This window comes from Streptomyces sp. NPDC087906 (assembly GCF_055584925.1).
In genome coordinates, this window is sequence record NZ_JBVJLC010000004.1 from 623,409 (window position 1) to 642,350 (window position 18,942).

General features: G+C 70.1%; 12 protein-coding genes. 7 read left to right on the forward strand and 5 right to left on the reverse strand.

Going from position 1 to position 18,942, the window contains the following annotated elements:
- Nucleotide 1: 1 nt before the first annotated feature.
- From ACZ63I_RS16500 to ACZ63I_RS16510, 3 genes are all read left to right on the forward strand, one after another.
- Nucleotides 2-1,354: a carbohydrate ABC transporter permease gene (locus ACZ63I_RS16500; protein ID WP_469339176.1), complete on the forward strand. Its 1,353-nt coding sequence runs from the start codon at nucleotides 2-4 to the stop codon at nucleotides 1,352-1,354.
- Nucleotides 1,351-2,232, forward strand: coding sequence for a carbohydrate ABC transporter permease (locus ACZ63I_RS16505; protein ID WP_469339177.1), 882 nt, complete (start codon nucleotides 1,351-1,353; stop codon nucleotides 2,230-2,232). The genes ACZ63I_RS16500 and ACZ63I_RS16505 overlap by 4 nt, the downstream gene beginning before the upstream one ends.
- Nucleotides 2,233-2,364: 132 nt before the next feature.
- Nucleotides 2,365-4,602 (forward strand): bifunctional glycosyltransferase/CDP-glycerol:glycerophosphate glycerophosphotransferase, encoded by a 2,238-nt coding sequence (locus ACZ63I_RS16510; protein ID WP_469339178.1) that lies wholly within the window; start codon nucleotides 2,365-2,367, stop codon nucleotides 4,600-4,602.
- Here ACZ63I_RS16510 and ACZ63I_RS16515 read toward each other — a convergent pair.
- On the reverse strand, nucleotides 4,589-5,197 hold the full coding sequence (locus ACZ63I_RS16515) for a TetR/AcrR family transcriptional regulator (RefSeq protein ID WP_469339179.1): 609 nt from the start codon (nucleotides 5,195-5,197) through the stop codon (nucleotides 4,589-4,591). The genes ACZ63I_RS16510 and ACZ63I_RS16515 overlap by 14 nt on opposite strands.
- Before the next feature lie 97 nt (nucleotides 5,198-5,294).
- On the opposite strand from ACZ63I_RS16515, the gene ACZ63I_RS16520 reads away from it, so the two are divergent.
- Genes ACZ63I_RS16520 through ACZ63I_RS16530 form a run of 3 tightly spaced genes read left to right on the forward strand, consistent with a single transcriptional unit; the run spans nucleotide 5,295 to nucleotide 8,436 of the window.
- Nucleotides 5,295-6,275, forward strand: a complete 981-nt coding sequence (locus ACZ63I_RS16520) for an ABC transporter permease (RefSeq protein WP_469339181.1) — start codon at nucleotides 5,295-5,297, stop codon at nucleotides 6,273-6,275.
- Nucleotides 6,268-7,059, forward strand: coding sequence for an ABC transporter ATP-binding protein (locus tag ACZ63I_RS16525; RefSeq protein ID WP_469339182.1), 792 nt, complete (start codon nucleotides 6,268-6,270; stop codon nucleotides 7,057-7,059). The genes ACZ63I_RS16520 and ACZ63I_RS16525 overlap by 8 nt, the downstream gene beginning before the upstream one ends.
- A gap of 27 nt (nucleotides 7,060-7,086) precedes the next feature.
- Nucleotides 7,087-8,436, forward strand: coding sequence for a glycosyltransferase family 87 protein (locus tag ACZ63I_RS16530; RefSeq protein WP_469339183.1), 1,350 nt, complete (start codon nucleotides 7,087-7,089; stop codon nucleotides 8,434-8,436).
- 64 nt (nucleotides 8,437-8,500) lie between these two features.
- Here the strand turns inward: ACZ63I_RS16530 and ACZ63I_RS16535 are convergent, their stop codons facing one another.
- From ACZ63I_RS16535 to ACZ63I_RS16545, 3 genes are all read right to left on the reverse strand, one after another.
- A complete protein-coding gene (locus tag ACZ63I_RS16535) occupies nucleotides 8,501-13,438 on the reverse strand; it encodes an NAD-glutamate dehydrogenase (protein WP_469339185.1) in 4,938 nt (1,645 codons plus the stop codon).
- Between the two features lie 457 nt (nucleotides 13,439-13,895).
- On the reverse strand, nucleotides 13,896-14,567 hold the full coding sequence (locus tag ACZ63I_RS16540; protein ID WP_469339186.1) for an HAD family hydrolase: 672 nt from the start codon (nucleotides 14,565-14,567) through the stop codon (nucleotides 13,896-13,898).
- 86 nt (nucleotides 14,568-14,653) lie between these two features.
- A complete protein-coding gene (locus ACZ63I_RS16545; RefSeq protein WP_469339188.1) occupies nucleotides 14,654-15,160 on the reverse strand; it encodes a DUF6912 family protein in 507 nt (168 codons plus the stop codon).
- 366 nt (nucleotides 15,161-15,526) lie between these two features.
- Here ACZ63I_RS16545 and ACZ63I_RS16550 point away from each other — a divergent pair, with 366 nt between their 5' ends.
- Entirely contained in the window at nucleotides 15,527-15,925 is a 399-nt protein-coding gene (locus tag ACZ63I_RS16550) for an Rv3235 family protein (protein WP_469339262.1), read from the forward strand.
- A 111-nt stretch (nucleotides 15,926-16,036) separates the two neighbouring features.
- Here the strand turns inward: ACZ63I_RS16550 and secA are convergent, their stop codons facing one another.
- Nucleotides 16,037-18,868, reverse strand: a complete 2,832-nt coding sequence (gene secA / locus ACZ63I_RS16555; RefSeq protein WP_469339189.1) for a preprotein translocase subunit SecA — start codon at nucleotides 18,866-18,868, stop codon at nucleotides 16,037-16,039.
- Between the last annotated feature and the right edge of the window lie 74 nt (nucleotides 18,869-18,942).

Genomic DNA, 18,942 nt, shown 5'->3' on the forward strand with positions numbered 1-18,942 from the left:
CATGACTGCTGTGGTCACGGAAGGCGTCGGCGAGAAGCCGGCGCCTTCCGGCGGAGGCAAACGTAAGAGCGTGACAGGCACACGTAAAACGATCGCGGTCGGCTTCCTGCTGCCCGCGCTGGTGCTGCTCGGCGCGCTCGTGGTCTACCCGATCGGGTACTCGGTCTACCGGTCCTTCTTCGACAAGTCCGGCAGCTCCTTCGCGGGCTTCGACAACTATGTGGAGATATTCACCGACGACACGATCCTGACCGCGGTCAAGAACAATGTGATCTGGGTGATCGTGGCGCCCGTCGTGGCCACCGCCCTCGGGCTGATCTTCGCCGTGCTCACCGAACGGGTGCGCTGGGGAACGGCCTTCAAGCTGGTCATCTTCATGCCGATGGCGATCTCGATGCTCGCTTCGGGCATCATCTTCCGGCTGGTCTACGAGCAGGACCCGGCGCGCGGTGTCGCCAACGCCGTCTGGGTGGGCGTGCACGACACGTTCGCCGAGTCGGCCGGCTACCCCAAGGCGCATCCGCTGCCGGTCCATCCGCTCAAGGCGGGCGGCGGCGGGTCGTTCATCACCAAGCAGCCGGTCGAGGCCGGCAGTCCCGTCCAGCTCCCGCTCGTGGGTGTGGTGCCGGCGAAGATGCCGTCCGACGCGAAGCCCGCGGAGGCGGCCAAGCCGGCCGACGGCAGGATCACCGGTACGGCCTGGCTGGACTTCACCCCCGGTGGCGGCGGCAAGCCCAACATCATCGACAGCAAGGAACTCGGCCTCAAGGGCATCAAGGTGGAGGCCGTCAAGGACGGCAAGGTCGTCGCGACGGCCACCGCCGCCGACAACGGCACCTTCAGCCTCCCCGACTCGGCGGCGGGCGCCCAACTGCGGCTGCCCGCTTCCAACTTCCGCGAGCCCTACAACGGCGTCGACTGGCTGGGGCCCAATCTGGTCACCCCCGCCATCATCGGCAGCTACCTGTGGATGTGGGCCGGGTTCGCGATGGTCCTGATCGCGGCCGGACTCGCGGGCATGCCCCGTGAGCTGCTGGAGGCGGCGCGGGTCGACGGGGCCAACGAGTGGCAGGTGTTCCGCCGGATCACCGTGCCGCTGCTGGCGCCGGTGCTCGCCGTCGTCATGGTCACCCTGATGATCAACGTGCTGAAGATCTTCGACCTGGTCTTCATCATCGCGCCGGGCTCCTCGCAGGACGACGCCAACGTGCTGGCCCTCCAGCTCTACCGCTCGTCGTTCGGCACGGACGCCGACCTCGGCGTGGGCAGCGCCATCGCCGTCCTGCTGCTCCTGCTGGTCATCCCGGTGATGCTCTTCAACGTACGACGCATGAGAAGGGAGACGCGCCGATGACCGCGACCGACGGTGTGGTCAAGGCGGAGCAGTCACTCCCGGCCCGGATAGCCGCCAAGCTGGGCGGCGGTGCGGTGCGCGTCGTCCTGATCCTGGTCGGCCTGTTCTGGCTGATGCCCACGATCGGGCTGCTGATCTCCTCGCTGCGTGACTCCAAGGACATCAACGCCACCGGCTGGTGGAAGGTCTTCACGGCCCCCACCCAGCTCACCACCGAGAACTACTCGCACCTCCTCGACAACGACATCATCACCAACTCGCTGCTCTCCACCGTGCTGATCACGGTCCCCGCGACGCTCCTCGTCGTGGTGATCGGGTCGCTCGCCGGCTACGCCTTCGCGTGGATGGACTTCCCGGGCCGCGACTGGTGGTTCCTGGTGGTCGTCGGGCTGCTGGTGGTCCCGGTCCAGGTGGCGCTGGTCCCGGTCTCCAAACTGTTCGGCGAGATAGGCATCTTCGAGACGACGTTCGGTGTCGTCATCTTCCACGTCGCCTTCGGTCTGCCCTTCGCGATCTTCCTGTTGCGCAACTTCTTCGCGGAGATACCGAGGGAGCTGCTGGAGGCGGCGCGGCTCGACGGGGCAGGTGAGATCCGGCTGTTCACCCGGGTCGTGATGCCGCTCGGCGGTCCCGCCATCGCCTCGCTCGGCATCTTCCAGTTCCTCTGGGTCTGGAACGACATGCTGGTCGCGCTGGTCTTCGCCGACTCGAAGAACCCGCCGATCACCGTGGCGCTCCAGCAGCAGGTACGGCAGTTCGGCAACAACGTCGACGTGCTGGCGCCCGGCGCCTTCCTGTCGATGGTGATCCCGCTGATCGTGTTCTTCGCGTTCCAGCGGCAGTTCGTCTCCGGCGTGATGGCGGGCGCCGTCAAGTAGCGCCCGCGCTCTCACACATACGGGTGAGGGCTCACGCGTAGAGGTGACAGTACGGGGGGCCGGTCAGGGCGACCGGTCCCCCGTATGCCATGGCGCGCGTAACCAGGCCGCCGCCCGTGCCGTTCCAGAGCCATGCCCCGGTTCAGTGTCATCGTCCCCGCCTACCAGGTCCAGGCGTACCTCACGGAGTCCCTCCGGTCGGTACTGACCCAGTCCTACGACGATCTCGAACTCATCGCTGTGGACGACTGCTCGCCCGACGCGTGCGGTGCGATCATCGACGAGTTCGCAGCCGAGGACCGCCGGGTCGTCGCGGTCCACCTCCCGGCCAACGCCGGCCTCGGGCCCGCGCGCAACGCCGGGATCGCTCGGGCGACCGGTGACTACCTGATCTTCCTCGACGGCGACGACACGCTCGTGCCCGGCGCGCTCCAGGCGATCACGGACCGGCTCAAGGAGACGGGCGGACCCGACGTCCTGGTCCACGACCACGCCCGTACGTACTGGACGGGTGAGAGCGTACGGGGCGGGGTCGTCGCACCCCTCACCGAAGAGGGGCCCGCGGCCTTCCAGCTCGCGAACCGGCCCGCCCTGCTGACCACACTGCTCGCGGCCTGGAACAAGGCGTACCGGCGGGAGTTCATCGAGCGCGAGGGCCTGGCCTTCCCGCCGGGCCGGCACGCTGACGTCGCCTGGGCCTACCCCGTGCTGATGACGGCCGGCACGATCGCGACGCTGGACCGCGTCTGCGTACGGGACCGCAGGCACCGCACCGCGCGCGAGCGCACACACCTCGACCTCTTCGCCCAGTACGACCGGGTCTTCGCGTTCCTCGACGAGCGGCCCGAACTCGCCCGCTGGCGCCCGGTCCTGCACCGCCGCATGCTCGACCACTTCGCGGCGCTGGCCGCGACGGAGGGCCAGATGTCACGCAGCGCCGAGTTCTTCCGCAGGGCCCGCGCCCACCACCGCCGCTACCGCACCCCGGGCGCCGCCCGGCTGCGCCACGCGCTGCTGCGGCTCGGTGCGCACCGTACGTATCTGACGCTGCGCGCCGCGCGCCAACTGCGCTGCCACGCCGCGCGGTTGTGCGCGGGGCTCGGCCGGCTGGCCCGTACGGCGGCGCTGCGGCTGCACTACCGCGTACAGCGGCAGCTCCCCGTCCGCTCGGACCGCGCGGTGTTCGCGGCGCACGGCGGCTACGCGGGTGACCCGGCGGCCATCGAGGAGAAGGTGCGCGAGCTGGTGCCGAGCGTGCGCACCGCCTGGCTGGTGGCACCGGCGCTCCAGCACACCGTCCCGGCCGGGACGCGGCGGCTGCGCCCCGGCACCTTCGGCTACTGGACGGCGCTGGCCCGCTCCCGCTACCTCGTCACCAACACCACGCTGGCGGTGGCCAAGCGGCCCGGCCAGATCCTGCTCCAGACGCACCCGGGCACCCCGCTCAAGTCCGTCGGCCTCGATCTGCTGGACCGGCCGGCGGCGGCCGGGCCCGCCGACATCGCGCGGCTCCTGGACGACGCGGACACCTGGGACTACTCCCTCTCGGCCAACCGCCACTCCACCCTGGTGCGGGAGAAGGCGTTCCCCGCGAGCTTCACGACGCTCGAATACGGCCACCCGCGCAACGACGTCTTCCAGCGGGCGACCGCCGCCGACGTGGCGCGGCTGCGCGAGACGCTCGGCATCCCCGAGGGGTACACCGCAGTGCTGTACGCGCCCACCCGGCGCGACTACCGGCGCAGCCACTACCTGCCGCTCGACCTGGAGCGCGTCGTCCAGTGCCTCGGCCCGCGCTTCGTCCTGCTGACCCGGGCGCACCCCGGCTACGGCGAGCCGCTGCCGCACGCGCCGCACCCGAGGATCATCGACGTCTCGGCGCACCCGTCCGTCGAGACGCTGTGCCTGGCGTCGGACGCGCTGGTCACGGACTACTCGTCGCTGATGTTCGACTACGCCAACCTGGACCGGCCCATCGTCATCCACTGCGACGACCAGCCGGCCTACGAGGCGGCCCGCGGCACCTACTTCGACCTGCGGGCCTTCTCACCGGGCGCGGTCGCCCGCACCGAGGACGAGCTGATCGACATCTTCACCAGCGACCACTGGCGCGGCTCGCGCTCCAGCCAGTTGCGGACGGCGTTCCGTACCCGCTTCTGTCCGTACGACGACGGGCAGGCCGCCGAGCGCGTGGTGCGCCATGTCTTCCTCGGCGAGACGGCCGGGCTGCCCGTACCGCTGCCGCAGGAGGAGCGCAGGCCCGCGCCCCGGCCGGTGTTCCTGCCGCACCAGGCGCACCAGGCACCTTCAGCGCCGGTCCGGGCGGCGGCCTTCGGGGAGAACGGGCGCGAGGCGCTCAGTCTCGACTGAGCGCGGCCACCGCCGCCGACGCCAGGTCGTCGAGATAGCCCTTGGGCAGCTTGTTGCGCACCACCACGAGCCGCCAGTACAGCGGCCCGACCGTCAGATCGAGCAGCCGGTCGGGCTCCGTTGCGGCGGGCAGCTCGCCGCGCTCGACCGCCTCACGGACGATGACGGCCGCGATCCCGCGCTGGCCGTCGGTCAGCGCGGCCTTGATGGTGTCGGCGATCTCGGGGTGCCGGGCCGACTCCACCAGCAGATCGGGAATGACCTGCGAGGCCACCGGGTGGCGCAGCGCGTGCGAGGCCACTTCCAGCAGCGCCCGCACGTCCCCGTACAGCGATCCGGTCGCCGGGGCGGGCAGCCCCTGGTCGGCGAAGACGGACATCAGGTCGAGGACCAGCGCCAGTTTGGACTTCCAGCGGCGGTAGACGGCCGTCTTGCCGACGCCCGCCCTGCGCGCGATGCCCTCGATCGACATCCGGGCGAATCCGACGGCTGCCAGCTCCTCGAAGACGGCGGCGCGGATGGCGTCGGTCACGTCTTCCCGGAGCACGGCTGCTCCTGCGGGGACGCGGCGTGAGGTGCGCGGGTCCGGGCTCATAGGACTTGAGCATACCTTGACGACGGAACGGTTGCGTTGCGACGTGAAACCGTCCTACTCTCAGCGTTGCGACGATACGGATCCGTTCCATCGCAACATGCGCCACTCCGGCCGTCGCCGCGAAGACTCAGCTACGTCGAAAGCGACTCCAGTGAGCGAGACGATCGCACGGACCCATCCCCCCACCCCGCCCCGGCCGGCGACGGCCGACGAGGAGCTGGACCCGGCCGCGCTGGCGGCGAAGTACGGTCTGTCCGTCAGCGGGGCCCGCCCGAGCCTCGGCAGCTACACACGGCAGCTCTGGGGCCGGCGCCACTTCATCACCGCCTTCGCCACGGCGAAGCTGACCGCGCAGTACAGCCAGGCGAAGCTCGGCCAGATCTGGCAGATCATGACCCCGCTGCTCAACGCGCTGGTCTACTACTTCATCTTCGGGGTGCTGCTCGGCACCAAGAAGAACGTCGAGGACTTCATCCCGTTCCTGGTGACCGGCGTGTTCATCTGGAGCTTCATCTCCAGCGCCGTCACCGCGGGCACCCGGGCCATCTCGTCCAACACCGGGCTCGTGCGGGCCCTGCACTTCCCGCGCGCCGCGCTGCCGATCTCACTGGCCCTGCAACAGCTCCAGCAGTTGCTCTTCTCGCTCGGCGCGCTGTTCGTGATCCTGCTCGCCTTCGGGCAGTACCCCACGTATAGCTGGCTGCTCGCCGTACCGTCGCTGGTGTTCATGTCCATGTTCGCCACGGGCCTGTCGATGATCGTGGCCAGGCTCGGCGCGAAGACGCCGGACATCGCGCAGCTCACACCGTTCGTGCTGCGCACCTGGATGTACATCTCCGGCGTGATGTACAGCATCGACAACGTGATCGACAAGGTGCCGCACGCGGTCGGCGTGGCCCTGGACTGCAACCCGACCGCGATCTACATCGACCTGATGCGCTACTCGCTGATCAGCAGCTTCGGCGCCGACAAGCTGCCGCCGCACGTGTGGCCGCTGGCGCTGGGCTGGGCGGTGCTGCTGGGGGTCGGCGGGTTCGTGTACTTCTGGAAGGCCGAGGAGGAGTACGGACGTGGCTGAGCGGATTCCGACCGTCGTCGTGGACGACGTCCACATCACGTACAAGGTGCACGGCACCCGGGGCGGCAGAGGCGCCGCCACCTCGGCCCTCAGCCGGATCGTCTCGCGGCGCGGCGTCCCCGGGGTGCGCGAGGTGCTCGCCGTACGCGGGGTGAGCTTCGCCGCGTACAAGGGCGAGGCCATCGGGCTGATCGGCTCGAACGGCTCGGGCAAGTCGACCCTGCTCAAGGCGGTGGCCGGACTGCTGCCGCCGTCGCGGGGCAAGATCTACACCCAGGGCCAGCCCTCGCTCCTCGGCGTCAACGCGGCGCTGATGGGCGATCTGACCGGCGAGCGCAACGTGGTGCTCGGCGGGCTCGCGATGGGCATGTCGCGCGGGCAGGTGCGCGAACGCTACGACGACATCGTGGAGTTCTCCGGGATCAACGAGAAGGGCGACTTCATCTCGCTGCCGATGCGCACGTACTCCTCGGGCATGGGCGCCCGGCTGCGCTTCTCCATCGCCGCCGCCAAGAACCACGAGGTGCTGCTCATCGACGAGGCGCTGTCGACCGGCGACGCCAGGTTCCAGAAGCGCAGCAAGGAGCGGATCGAGGAGCTGCGCGAGGAGGCCGGCACGGTCTTCCTCGTCAGCCACAGCAACAGGACGATCACCGAGACGTGTGACCGCGCCCTGTGGCTGGAGTCGGGGACGCTGCGCATGGACGGCCCGGCAAAGGACGTCGTCGCGGCGTACGAGCAGTTCACCGGCGGGCCCGCCGGAGCGGGCAAGAAGCGGAAATAGCGACAAAACGGTCTAGGCTGCCGGTCGATGACAAACCGTCGGACCGGCACGACCGGCATCCCGTTCCCCGTTTCCGTGGCGCCGCCGCCCGGCTTCGGGCCGCTGCTGACCGTCGGGTACGACGGCAGGCCGCCCGCCGCCGGCGCGCGGCCCTGGCTCGCGCTCGGCGGGGTCTGGGCGGTGACGAGGACGGCGATGGTCGTCCTGCTCGTCCAGGACAACCTCGGCGGCGGCGGGGTGACCGGCGAGGTGTACGACCTCTACCGGGGCTGGTACGAGCAGCTCAGCCGGGGGGCGTTCCCTTCGGGCGACACGAGCTGGCAGTACCCGCCGGGGGCCGGCGCCGTGCTCCTCTCGCCCGCGCTGCTGCCGTGGTTCACGTACTTCCAGGCGTTCGTCGCGCTGACCCTGCTCGCCGACGCCGTCGTCACCTGCGCGCTCGCCCGCGCGGGGCGCGGCTCGGGGTCACCGCTCGACGGGGCCTGGGCCGACCAGGCGGGCGCGGGGGCCGGCGCCGCCGGGGCCTGGCTGTGGGTGTGCGGGCTGCCGCTGCTGCTGCACATCCCGCTCGCCCGGTACGACGTCCAGGTCACCGCGCTCGCCGTCCTCGCGCTGCTGGCGCAGCGCGGGAGGCCGCGGCTCGGCGGGGCGCTCGCCGGAATCGGCGCGCTGGCGAAGGTCTGGCCGGTGCTGACCCTGCTGGGCACGGCGCCCGGCCGCACGACGCGCGCGGTGTGGACATCGGCGGCGGTCAGCGCGCTGGCGCTGTTCGGGGTGCTGGCGCTGTTCTTCTCGCACCCGCTGGACTTCCTGCGGCAGCAGGACGGCCGCGGTGTGCAGATCGAGTCGGTCGGCGGCACGGCCCTGTCGCTGGCGAAGCTGGCCGGCTGGTCCGGCACGGTCTCCTACCGGTACGGGGCCTTCGAGTTCACCGGGCCCCAGGTGCCGGACGTGGCCAGGGCGGCGCTGCTGCTGACCGCGCTGGCCTTCTGCTGGCTGCTGCTGTGGCGGGTGCGGGCGGCGCGCTGGACGGCTGCCACGCCCTTCGACGCCGCGCTGACCGCCGTCCTGCTGTTCACCGTCACCAGCAGGGTGATCAGCCCGCAGTATCTGATCTGGCTGCTGGGCCTGGCGGCGGTCTGCCTCACCTCGCGGCACACCACCCAGCGCCCGGTGGCCCTGCTCCTGCTGCCGGCGGCGGCGCTGAGCGCGCTCGGCTTCCCGCTGCTGTACGGGGACGTCATGGCGGTCACCCCGCTCGGCTGCGCGGTCGTGGCGGCCAGGAACGCGCTCCTGCTGACCGCTGCCGCACTGGCCTGCCGCCGGCTGTGGGCGGGCGGCCGACCCCGTAAGGAACTGGGCCTCCACCTGCGCTGACGCGGGAGCGCCGACCGGAGAGAGCGGGAGGCGCCCGGCAGTTGTGCCGGGCGCCTCCCGCACGTCAGTGGTGGGTGCGCAGCAGCGTCCGCATCGTGCGCATCGCGACCGACAGGTTCGCCAGGTCGAACGAGTCCGAACTCTGGATCTCCTCCAGCGTCGAGCGCGAACGGCCCAGGATCGCCGCGTTCTTCTCCTCCCACGCCTTGAAGCGCTCCTCGGGACTGGCACTCGCGTCACCGGCCGACAGCACATCCGCCGTCAGCGCCGCGTGCGCCGAGTACAGGTCCTCGCGGATGGAGGCGCGGGCCATGGACTGCCAGCGGTCGGCGCGCGGCAGCTCGATGATCCGGTCCATGAGCTGGCTGATCCGCAGCCGGTCCCCGAGGTCGTAGTAGACCTCGGCGACATCCAGCGGGTCCTGCTCGGTGCGCTCGGCGATGGCGACGATGTCGAGCGTCGGGAAGGCGGACGAGAACCCGGCCACCCGCAGGGCCAGTTCCTCCGGGACCCCGGCACCGGTCAGCTCCTCCAGGAGCTTCTGGTACCACTCCAGCTCGGCGCCGAGCAGCAGCGTGGGCAGCTTCGCCCAGACCCGCGCCACGCCCTCGGCGAAGAACTCGATCGTCCCGGCGATCTCCAGCGGCTGCGGCCTGTTGCCCAGCAGCCAGCGCGTACCGCGCTCGACGAGCCGGCGCGAGTGCAGCCTGATCCGGGTCTGGACGGCCGCGTCGACCTTGTTGTCGAGCGCCTCGACCTCGTCCCAGACCCCGCTCAGACCGAAGATCTCCCTGGCCGCCGTCTGCGCCCTGACGATCTCCTCGATCGAGGCGCCCGTCTCCTCGCGCAGCCGGTGCAGGAAGGTCGAACCGCCGGAGTTGACGGTGTCGTTGACGAGCACCGTCGTGACGATCTCGCGGCGCAGCGCGTGCGCGTCGATCTGCTCGGCGTACTGCTCCTGGAGCGGCGCGGGGAAGTACGCGTGCAGCAGCTTGCGCAGATACGGGTCGTCGGGGAGCCCGGTGTGGATCAGCTCGTCGGCGACGGTGATCTTGGTGTAGGCGAGCAGCACGGCCAGCTCGGGCTGCGAGAGCCCCTTGCCCGCGCTGAGCAGTTCGCGCACCTGCCGGTCGGTGGGCAGGAACTCCAGCGCCCTGTTGAGGTGTCCGTCCCTGCTCAGCCGGCGCATGTAGCGCTGGTGGGCGTGGAGGAGGGAGGGCGACTGGGCGACGGCGTTGGCGAGGGCGGTGTTCTGCGCGTAGTTGTTGCGCAGCACGAGCGCGCCGACCTCGTCGGTCATCGCGGCGAGCAGTTGGTTGCGCTGCTTGACGGTCATGTCACCGCTGGTGACGAGGCTGTTGAGCAGGATCTTGATGTTCACCTCGTGGTCGGAGGTGTCCACGCCCGCGCTGTTGTCGATGGCGTCGGTGTTGATCTTGCCGCCCTCGCCGCCGGCGCCGCGCCGGGCGAACTCGATCCGGCCGAGCTGGGTCAGACCGAGGTTGCCGCCCTCGCCGACTACCTTCGCCCGCAGATCCTCGCCGTTGACCCGGATCGCGTCGTTGGCCTTGTCGCCGACGTCCGCGTGGGTCTCGGTGGTGGCCTTCACATACGTACCGATGCCGCCGTTCCACAGCAGGTCGACCGGGGCCTGGAAGATCGCCTTCATCAGATCGGCCGGGGTCAGCTTCGTGACCCCTTCGTCGATGCCGAGGGCCTCGCGCACCTGCGCGTTGACCGGGATCGACTTGGCGGTACGGGGATGGATACCGCCGCCCTGCGACAGCAGCTTCTTGTCGTAGTCGGCCCAGGACGAGCGCGGCAGCTCGAAGAGCCGGCGGCGCTCCGCGTACGAGGTCGCGGCGTCCGGCTTGGGGTCGAGGAAGATGTGCCGGTGGTCGAAGGCCGCGACCAGCCGGATGTGCTCGGAGAGCAGCATCCCGTTGCCGAAGACGTCCCCGGACATGTCGCCGACGCCGACGACCGTGAACTCCTCGGACTGCACGTCATGGCCCAGCTCGCGGAAGTGCCGCTTCACGGACTCCCAGGCGCCGCGGGCCGTGATGCCCATGCCCTTGTGGTCGTAGCCGGCGCTGCCGCCGGAGGCGAAGGCGTCACCGAGCCAGAAGTTGTACGCGACGGCGACTTCGTTGGCGATGTCGGAGAAGCTGGCCGTGCCCTTGTCGGCGGCGACGACCAGATACGTGTCGTCCTCGTCGTGCCGGACGACGTCGGTCGGCGGCACGACCTCGCCCGCGACGAGATTGTCCGTGATGTCGAGCAGCGCCGAGATGAAGATCTTGTACGAGGCGATGCCCTCGGCCAGCCAGGCGTCCCGGTCCTCGGCCGGGTCGGGGAGCTGCTTGGCGACGAAGCCGCCCTTGGCGCCGACCGGCACGATCACGGTGTTCTTCACCATCTGCGCCTTGACCAGGCCGAGGATCTCCGTACGGAAGTCCTCACGCCGGTCGGACCAGCGCAGTCCGCCGCGGGCGACCTTGCCGAAGCGCAGATGCACGCCCTCGACGCGCGGCGAGTACACCCAGATCTCGTACGCGGGGCGGGGCGCCGGCAGGTCGGGGACGGCCTGCGGGTCGAACTTGACCGAGACGTAGCTGTGCTGCTTGCCGTCCTCCCTGAGCTGGAAGAAGTTGGTCCGCAGCGTGGCCTTGATGAGGGTGAGGAACGAGCGCAGGATCCGGTCCTCGTCCAGGCTCGCGACCTGGTCGAGCGCTCCGTCCAGCTCCTCCATCACCCCGTCGATCAGCTCCGTGCCGGCGCGCTGGCGGCCCGGCGACATCCGCGCCTCGAACAGCGAGACGAGCAGCCGGGCGGTGTGGACGTTGTTGCAGAGGGTGTCCTCCATGTAGTCCTGGCTGAACGTGGACCCGGACTGGCGCAGGTACTTCGCGTACGCCCGCAGGACCATCGCCTGGCGCCAGTTGAGGCCCGCCCGCAGGACGAGGGAGTTGAAGCCGTCGTTCTCCGCCGCACCGGTCCACACGGCGGCGAAGGCGTCCTGGAAGCGCTCGCGGGCGTCCTCGGCGAGATGGGCGCTGCCCGCGCCGCTCTTGGGCAGCCGCAGACCGAAGTCGTAGATCCAGGCGAGCGAGCGGTCGGTGCAGCGCAGCTCGTACGGGCGCTCGTCGACGACCTCGACGCCGAGGCGCTGGAGGACCGGCAGGACGGCGGAGAGCGAGACCTGCTCGCCCGTCCGGTAGATCTTGAAGCGGCGCTCATCGGCGGCGGCGCCGACGGGCTCGTACAGCGAGAGGGCGAAGTCCTTCTCGGTCCTGGCGAGCGCTTCGAGATGGACGAGGTCGGCGACGGCCGAGCGCGGCGAGTGGTCGGCCTTGTACCCCTCGGGGAAGGCGTTCCCGTAGCGGCGCAGCAGCTCGGCCGCGCGCTCCTCGCCGCATTCGGCGTTCAGCGCGTCGGCGAAGGCGTCGGCCCAGGAGCGGGCGGCCTCAACGAGCCTGGCCTCGATGCGGTCGGTGTCGGCCTCGGTCAGCTCCGTCAGCTCGGTGCCGGTCGGTACGCGCACGACGAAGTGCAGCCGGGAGAGGATCGACTCGGTGTTCCAGGCGGTGAAGTCGACGCTGGTGCCGCCGAGTTCGTCCTTGAGGATGTCGATGAGCCGCAGCCGCACCCCGGTGGTGTAGCGGTCGCGCGGCAGGTAGATCAGGGCGGAGTAGTAGCGCCCGTACTCGTCCTGCCGCAGGAAGAGCCGCAGCCGCCTGCGCTCCTGGAGGTACAGCACGCTCGTGGCGATGGTCCTGAGCTGGTCGGCGGGCGTCTGGAACAGCTCGTCGCGCGGGTACGTCTCCATGATCTGCATGAGGTCGCGGCCGTCGTGGCTGTTCGGGGAGAATCCCGCGCCTTCCAGCACCTCGGCGACCTTGCGGCGGACCACCGGCACCCGGCGCACGGACTCGATGTACGCGGCGGACGAGAACAGCCCGAGGAAGCGGCGCTCCCCGATGACATTGCCCTTGGCGTCGAACTTCTTGACGCCCACGTAGTCGAGGTAGCTGGGGCGGTGCACGGTGGCGCGGCTGTTGGCCTTGGTGAGGACGAGCAGATTGTGCTCACGGGCCTTGGCGCGGGCATCGGCGGGCAGCCTGCTGAAGGAGTGGCTGGCGGGGTGGTCCTCGTCGTCGCCGTGCTGCGGGTCGGCGCGCAGGATGCCGAGCCCGGTGCCGGGGACCGCGGTCAACGCGTCGGCCTCCGTCAGCTCGTACTCGCGGTAGCCGAGGAAGGTGAAGTGGTCGCCGGCGAGCCAGCGGAGCAGTTCGCCCGCCTCCTCGACCTCTTCGGGGCGCACATCGTCGGCGGTCGGCTCGCCGGGCAGCTCCTCGGCGACGCGCAGCGCTGCTTCGCGCATCTTCTCCCAGTCCTCGACGGCCTCGCGGACGTCGGACAGGACGCGCAGCAGATCGGCGGTCATCTGCTTGAGGTCGGCGCGGTCGGTCTCGCGGTCGACCTCGACATGGATCCAGGACTCGACATGCGTGTCGTGCGGGCGCTGCGTCCCGGGCGGCAGACCGCCGGGCAGGACCTCCAGCAGCTTGCCGGTGATGTCACGGCGCACGGTGATCTGCGGGTGGACCACGGCGTGGATGCCGCGGCCCTGGCGGGAGAGTTCGTTGGTGACGGAGTCCACGAGGAAGGGCATGTCGTCGGTCACCACCTCGACGACGGAGTGCGAGCAGGACCAGCCGTCCTCCTCGACGGTCGGCGTGTGCACCCGCACGTTGGCCGTGCCCTGGGGGCGATTCTCGGCCAGTCGGTAGTGGGAGAGCGCCGCCCCGAAGACGTCGACCGGGTCGCGGTCGGCCAGGTCCTCCTGGGCGGTGTGCAGGTAGTAGCGCTGGAGGTAGGCGAACAGCGTGTCCTCGCCGGGTCCGCCTCCGCTGTCGGTTCCCCCCGCCGGGCTGTTCTCAGCGACCCGGGCCGCCCGGGTGAGCAGTTCGGCCTTGGCTTCGTCCAGCTTGGTCTGCATGTTCTTCTCTGGCTCCTGTCGCGCGCCGTTGCGTGACGTCGGTGAAAGAAGCGGCACGACGCCACGACGCGGGGTTTCCGGTCGGGGTCGACGTTATGCCGCGATGAGAGATGTCCGGGACGTTATTGGCCAATTTTGGCTTCGGGTCCGGATCCGGGGGACCAGCCATCACCCGGACGCTGTGGCGCTCCGGGCGTGCACCGGGGGCTTCGCTGCCCCCTCGGCGTATCGCGCTGATCACGGCCCCAGGCTATCCCTCTTCACAGGGGCGCGGTCACGAGCCGCATGTGTACAAAAGCGGGCCCGAACTTTGACACTCTGGACAGGCGACACCGACCCTGGCGCGCCCCCTCGGCACACCGCCCGGAGGCGGCCGGCCGCCGACCGGCCGGCGGCTCCCGCCGACCGGTCGAGGCGAACGGCTCAGCTCGCCAGGCGCAGTGTCAAGGCGAACGGCTCAGCTCGCCAGGCGCAGTGCCGTGTCCACGGCTTCCTTCAGGCTGTCCACGACCGGCACCCCCGCCGTCTCCAGGGTCACCCTGCTGTTGGAGCCCCCGGTGTACAGGACGGCGCGCGCGCCCACATGCTCGGCGGCCAGCGCGTCGTCCAGCGCGTCCCCGATCACGACCGTCCGCGCCGCGGATATGGCACCGCCCTCGGCCAGCGCGGCCAGATGGCGCTCCATGTGCTCGGCCTTGCTGCCGCCGGAGGGTCCCGTGCGCCCGTCGACCCGGACGAAGTGCCCCTCGATCCCGTGGCCCCTGACCACGGGCACCAGCTCCTCGTGCCCGTACATGCTCAGCAGCGACTGGCTGCGGCCGGCCGCCCGCCACTGCGTCAGCAGCTCCTCGACCCCCTGGGTGAGCCCGCAGGCGGCGCGCCGCTCCGTGTAGTGGCGATGGAACGTCTCGTCCATGAGCAGCCATTCGGCCGCCGTGGGGCGGCGGCCCATCAGCCGCTCGTAGAAGACCGGGACCGGTACGCAGTACAGCTCCCGGTAGCGGTCGAGGGTGATCGTCTCCAGACCTATCTCGGCGAACGCGGCGTTGGTCGCGCCCATGATCGCCTGCATGTCGTCGAACAGTGTGCCGTTCCAGTCCCAGACCAGATGTGTGGTGTGCGTCCCCATGCCGAAAACGGTACCGGCAGGGTCTGACAGCGGACACCCCGGGCGAGCGGCGCGCCGGGCAAGGCGGGGCAGGCGATAAGGGCGGATCAGGCGATGAGGTTGGGGATCTCCTGGACGCCGTACCAGAGCAGCTCGTGGTCCTCGGCGCCGTCGACGGTGAAGCGGGCGTCGTCGTCGCCGTGGTCGGCTGCGCCGAGCGCGGCCGCGGCCGCTGTCACATCCGCGTCCGCCTCGTCCGCGTCGACGTGCACGGCGGCAGCGGCGGTCATCGGCACGGCGGCGGCGATCCGCACCTCGCCCAGCGCGGCGGCGTCCAGCCCGCGGTCGGGGTCGGAGACCGCTTCCCTGTCCGGTACGTCGACGGCGACGACCACGCGCCGGCGCGCGATGTCGGGGGCGGCGGCGAGCCGGCGCAGCGAGGCCGCCGCAGCGCGGTTGAGGGCCGCGTACTCCAGCTCCTCGATGTCGTCGGATACGTACCACTCGCGCAGTCCCGGGGTCACCGCGTAGGCGGTCAGCGGTCCGGGGCCCAGCTCGCCCGTCTTGTGCGCCTCGGCGAGGCCGGGAAGCGTCAGGGGGACGTAGACGCGCATGAGCGGACCGCTTTCGTAGTCTTTCGTGGCCGGGAGGAACGCCGGAAGAACGTCTAAGGATACGTGCGCCAGTCCCTCTTCGGGGTGACGCGGACGGAGCACCCCGGCGTCCACCGAGTACCGCGTCCCGCCCCCGGGCCTGGCCCGATACGGCGGTCCCGTCACTCGGATAGGTGATACTGCCCCGCTCTGCTCCGTACGCGCACGGGCCTTGCGATGCTCCCTCCGCGCCCCGTAGAAGATGCCCACACAAGTTACCGATCGGTATTCGACCGGTCGGGCAGAACGGGGGCGATCTGCGTGAGCACGACAGGCACCAACAACCGAACCGGCACCGGCGGCAGCGTGGACGCCACGGCGGCGCGGGTGGTCGCGGGGGCGCGGCCCCCGGGCCGCCGCGACCCGCGCAGGCCCGGCACCGGATCTCCGCGACGGCGCCCGCACCTGCCGCCGCACCAGCTCTTCGCCGAGCGGCTGCTCGCCGTCCTGAGCGGCCGGAAGCCGGTGCACTGGATGCTCGGCCAGACGATCGGCGAGGCGTACGAGCAGCTCGTCCTGCTCGCACCGGGCACCCCGCTCAGGGCGACCGGCACCCTGCCGGTGATCAGGGCCTGCCGGGGCTTCTCGCCACGGCGCGGCGTGATCGAGGCGTCCGCCAGCATCGCGGCGGGCGAGCAGGTCCGGGCCATGGCCTTCCGGCTGGAGCAGGGCGCCGATCTGCGCTGGCGGTGCGCGGCGGTGGAGATCGGCGGCGTACGGGTCTGACCCGGCCCGATCCGACCCGGGGGCACGGGAACAGGGCCCGGGAACAGGCCACAGGGCCGGGACACGCCCCGAAGGACGTGCACCCGGCCCTGTGGTCGAGCCCGCTACCGGCTACTTCTTGCGGCGGCGGCCACCGGTCGTCTTCTGCGCCTTGCGCCGCTCGGCGCGCGTCAGACCGTCCGACGTGGACCGCGTCGGGCCACCGGCCTCGGCGCTCTGGAAGTCGCCCTCGACGACGCCGCCCTCACCGTCCACCGTGGGGGCGGAGAAGTGCAGCCGGTCGGGGCGCTGCGGCGCGTCGAGACCCTTGGCGCGGATCTCGGGACGGCCGCCGGAGCCCGCCGGCACTGCGTCCTCCTTGACCAGCGAGGTGCGCTCGTCCTCGTCCTGCACCGGCACCTCCTCGACCTGCTGCTCGACCTGGACCTCCAGGTTGAACAGGTAGCCGACGGACTCTTCCTTGATGCCGTCCATCATGGCGTTGAACATGTCGAAGCCCTCGCGCTGGTACTCGACCAGCGGGTCCTTCTGGGCCATCGCACGCAGGCCGATGCCCTCCTGGAGATAGTCCATCTCGTAGAGGTGCTCGCGCCACTTGCGGTCCAGCACGGAGAGCACCACACGCCGCTCCAGCTCGCGCATGATGTCCGAGCCGAGCTGCGCCTCGCGCTCCTCGTACTGCTCGTGGCAGTCGTCCTTGATGGACTCGGCGATGAACTCGGAGGTGATCCCCGCGCGGTCGCCCGCCGCGTCCTCCAGCTCCTCGACCGTGACCTTCACCGGGTAGAGCTGCTTGAACGCGCCCCACAGCCGGTCGAGGTCCCACTCCTCGGCGAAGCCCTCGACGGTCTCCGCCTGGATGTACGCGTCGATCGTGTCGTCCATGAAGTGCCTGACCTGCTCGTGCAGGTCCTCGCCCTCCAGGACGCGGCGGCGCTCGCCGTAGATGACCTCGCGCTGGCGGTTCAGCACCTCGTCGTACTTGAGGACGTTCTTACGCGTTTCGAAGTTCTGCTGCTCGACCTGCGACTGCGCGGACGCGATTGCGCGGGTCACCATCTTGTTCTCGATGGGGACGTCGTCGGGCACGTTCGCCATCGACATCACGCGCTCGACCATCTGCGCCTTGAACAGCCGCATCAGGTCGTCGCCGAGCGACAGGTAGAACCGGGACTCGCCGGGGTCGCCCTGACGTCCGGAACGGCCGCGGAGCTGGTTGTCGATACGCCGCGACTCGTGCCGCTCCGTACCGAGGACGTACAGCCCGCCCAGCTCCTTGACCTCTTCGAACTCGGCCTTGACCGCGCCCTCGGCCCGTTCGAGCGCCGCGGGCAGGGCGGCCGCCCACTCCTCGACGTGCTCGACGGGGTCGAGACCGCGCTGGCGCAGCTCCGCCTCGGCGAGGTCGTCGGGGTTGCCGCCGAGCTTGATGTCCGTACCGCGGCCCGCCATGTTCGTGGCGACCGTGACAGCGCCCTTGCGGCCGGCCTGGGCGATGATCGTCGCCTCCCGGTCGTGCTGCTTGGCGTTGAGCACCTCGTGCTGCACACCGCGCTTGCTGAGTTGCTGCGAGAGGTACTCGGACTTCTCGACCGAGGTGGTGCCGACCAGGATCGGCTGGCCCTTCTCGTGCTTCTCCGCGATGTCGTCGACGACGGCGGCGAACTTGGCGACCTCGGTGCGGTAGATCAGGTCGGACTGGTCCATGCGGACCATGGGCCGGTTCGTCTGGATCGGCACCACGCCCAGCTTGTAGATCTGGTGGAACTCCGCGGCCTCCGTCATGGCCGTACCGGTCATACCGGAGAGCTTGTCGTAGAGGCGGAAGAAGTTCTGCAGGGTGATCGTGGCGAGGGTCTGGTTCTCGTCCTTGATGTCCACCCCTTCCTTCGCCTCGATCGCCTGGTGCATGCCCTCGTTGTAGCGGCGGCCGGCGAGGATACGGCCGGTGTGCTCGTCGACGATCATGACTTCGCCGTCGATGACGACGTAGTCCTTGTCGTTCTTGAAGAGTTCCTTGGCCTTGATGGCGTTGTTCAGATAACCGACGAGCGGGGTGTTCACCGACTCGTACAGGTTGTCGATGCCCAGCCAGTCCTCGACCTTCGACACACCGGGCTCGTGGATGGCGACGGTGCGCTTCTTCTCGTCGACCTCGTAGTCGCCGGTCTCCTCGATGCCCTTGAGCTGGTTACCCGCCTCGCCCCTGGTCAGCCGGGTGACGAGCTTGGCGAAGTCGCCGTACCACTTCGTGGCCTGGTCGGCGGGGCCCGAGATGATCAGCGGGGTACGGGCCTCGTCCACGAGGATCGAGTCGACCTCGTCCACGATCGCGTAGTTGTGACCGCGCTGGACCAGCTCCTCCTGCGACCACGCCATGTTGTCGCGGAGGTAGTCGAAGCCGAATTCGTTGTTCGTCCCGTACGTGATGTCACAGGCGTACTGCTCGCGGCGCTGCGCGGGCGCCATGTTGGCGAGGATGCAGCCGACCTCAAGTCCGAGGAACTTGTGGACGCGGCCCATCAGCTCGGAGTCACGCTCGGCCAGGTAGTCGTTCACCGTGATCAGGTGGACGCCCTTGCCGGTCAGCGCGTTGAGGTAGGCGGGGAGCGTACTGACGAGGGTCTTGCCCTCGCCGGTCTTCATCTCGGCGACATGGCCGAAGTGCAGCGCGGCGCCACCGGCCAACTGGACATCGTAATGACGCTGGCCGAGGACGCGCTTGGACGCCTCACGGACGGTCGCGAACGCCTCGGGAAGCAGATCGTCCAGACTCTCACCGTCGGCGTAGCGCTCTTTGTACTCGTCGGTGAGCGCCCTCAACTCGGCGTCGGAGAGGTTGACGAAGTCCTCTTCGATGGAGTTGACCTGGTCCGCGATGCGGTGCAGTTTGCGCAGGATCTTGCCTTCGCCTGCACGCATGAGCTTGTTGAAGACGGACACTGAGGTTGGTCTCCTTGCCGGTCGGGCCTGGCACTGGATCGTGTATGGACACGGGCACGGGCACGGCAGGCGGA